The 1,331-nt window shown below is 69.0% G+C and carries 1 protein-coding gene; it reads right to left on the bottom strand.

The window, feature by feature from the left end; all coding sequences use genetic code 11:
* Positions 1 to 59: 59 nt before the first annotated feature.
* Positions 60 to 1,202 carry an IS30 family transposase gene (locus ACGF13_RS40265; protein ID WP_392884609.1) on the bottom strand — a complete coding sequence of 381 codons (1,143 nt, stop codon included), beginning with the start codon at positions 1,200 to 1,202 and terminating at the stop codon, positions 60 to 62.
* Between the last annotated feature and the right edge of the window lie 129 nt (positions 1,203 to 1,331).

Below are 1,331 nucleotides of genomic sequence, written 5' to 3'. Positions count from 1 at the left end.
CGAGGGCCCGGCAGTTCGACGGCGGTTTCTAGCGGTCGTTGCAACACGTGGTCGGTTGTCTAGGCCGTGAGGAGTTTAGCCAGGCGCTCGGCTGGGGTTTCCCAGCCGAGCGTTTTGCGTGGACGGCGGTTGAGCTGGTCGGCGACGGCGGCCAGGTGCTCCGGGGTGTGGACCGAGAGGTCGGTGCCCTTGGGGAAGTACTGCCGCAGTAGGCCGTTCGTGTTCTCGTTCGAGCCGCGCTGCCAGGGGCTGGCCGGGTCGCAGAAGTAGACCGGGATGTCGGTGGCGAGCGTGAACTCGCGATGGCGGCCCATCTCGCTGCCCTGGTCCCACGTCAGCGAGCGTTTCAGCTCGGTGGGGAGCATGCGGGCGGTGGCCACCAGGGCGTCACGGACGGTCTCGGCCGTGTGGTCGCCGGGCAGGTGCAGCAGCATCACGAAGCGGGTCGCGCGCTCGACCAGGGTGCCGATCGCCGACTTCTGGTCCTTGCCGATGATCAGATCGCCCTCCCAGTGACCGGGAACGGCCCGGTCCTCGGCCTCGGCCGGACGCTCGCTGATCATGACCATCGGATCGGCGAAGCGGGCCTGGCGGCAGTTGGCCTGACGCTGGGGCTTGCGCCGGGCGCGCCCGCTCCGCAGGGCGCCGGCCAGCTCGCGCCGCAACTGCCCTCGGCCCTGGACGTAGAGCGCCTGGTAGACGGTCTCGGGAACCACGTGCATCTCCGGCCGGTCGGGAAACTGTGCCCGCAGAGCGTGGCATATCTGTTCCGGGCTCCACCTCTCGTCCAGCATCGCCTGGACGGCGTCCCACAGCTCCGGATTCGAGAGGATCTTGCGGGGCTTGGGGCGGGGACGGCGAGCATCGGAACGGGCCTGGGCCGCGTGCGGCCGGTAGTGCCACTGACCACGGGCGCCGTCCGTGCGGTTGCGGCGGATCTCCCGGGAGACCGTCGACGGACTGCGGCCCAGCTCGGCCGCGATCTGGCGGATCGTGGCCTTCTCCCGCAACCGGTCCGCGATGTGGATCCGTTCGTCCTCACGCAGATACCGGGAGGGACCCGAAGGCGGCGCCACCGCTGAGAGCGGTGGCGCCGCCTTGTTCCTGCCAGACGCATTGCGCCCATAGAGCCAACGTCTACCGGTCCGGTCGTTGACTCCGACGATCCGGCACGCCTCGGCGTTGGCGTAGCCCTGCTCCATGAGCCGGGAGTATGCCTCCCGCTCCCGGCCCAGTTTCACAGGCCCCTGACCGTTTCGGTCTCTGCGGATCTCGAAGTCCAATGCATCCCCTGAACTGGGGTGTTGCAACGACTCCTAGAACCCAAGGAC

This window comes from Kitasatospora sp. NPDC048286 (assembly GCF_043201735.1).
In the GTDB taxonomy this organism is placed as follows: domain Bacteria; phylum Actinomycetota; class Actinomycetes; order Streptomycetales; family Streptomycetaceae; genus Kitasatospora.
Note: the sequence above shows the minus strand (reverse complement) of the source record. Positions and strands in the feature narration are given on the sequence as shown.

What these genes read in the sequence shown, in the direction of transcription:
- ACGF13_RS40265 (WP_392884609.1), bottom strand. Translation starts at nt 1,202, where the DNA reads ATGGAGCAGGGCTACGCCAACGCCGAGGCGTGCCGGATCGTCGGAGTC.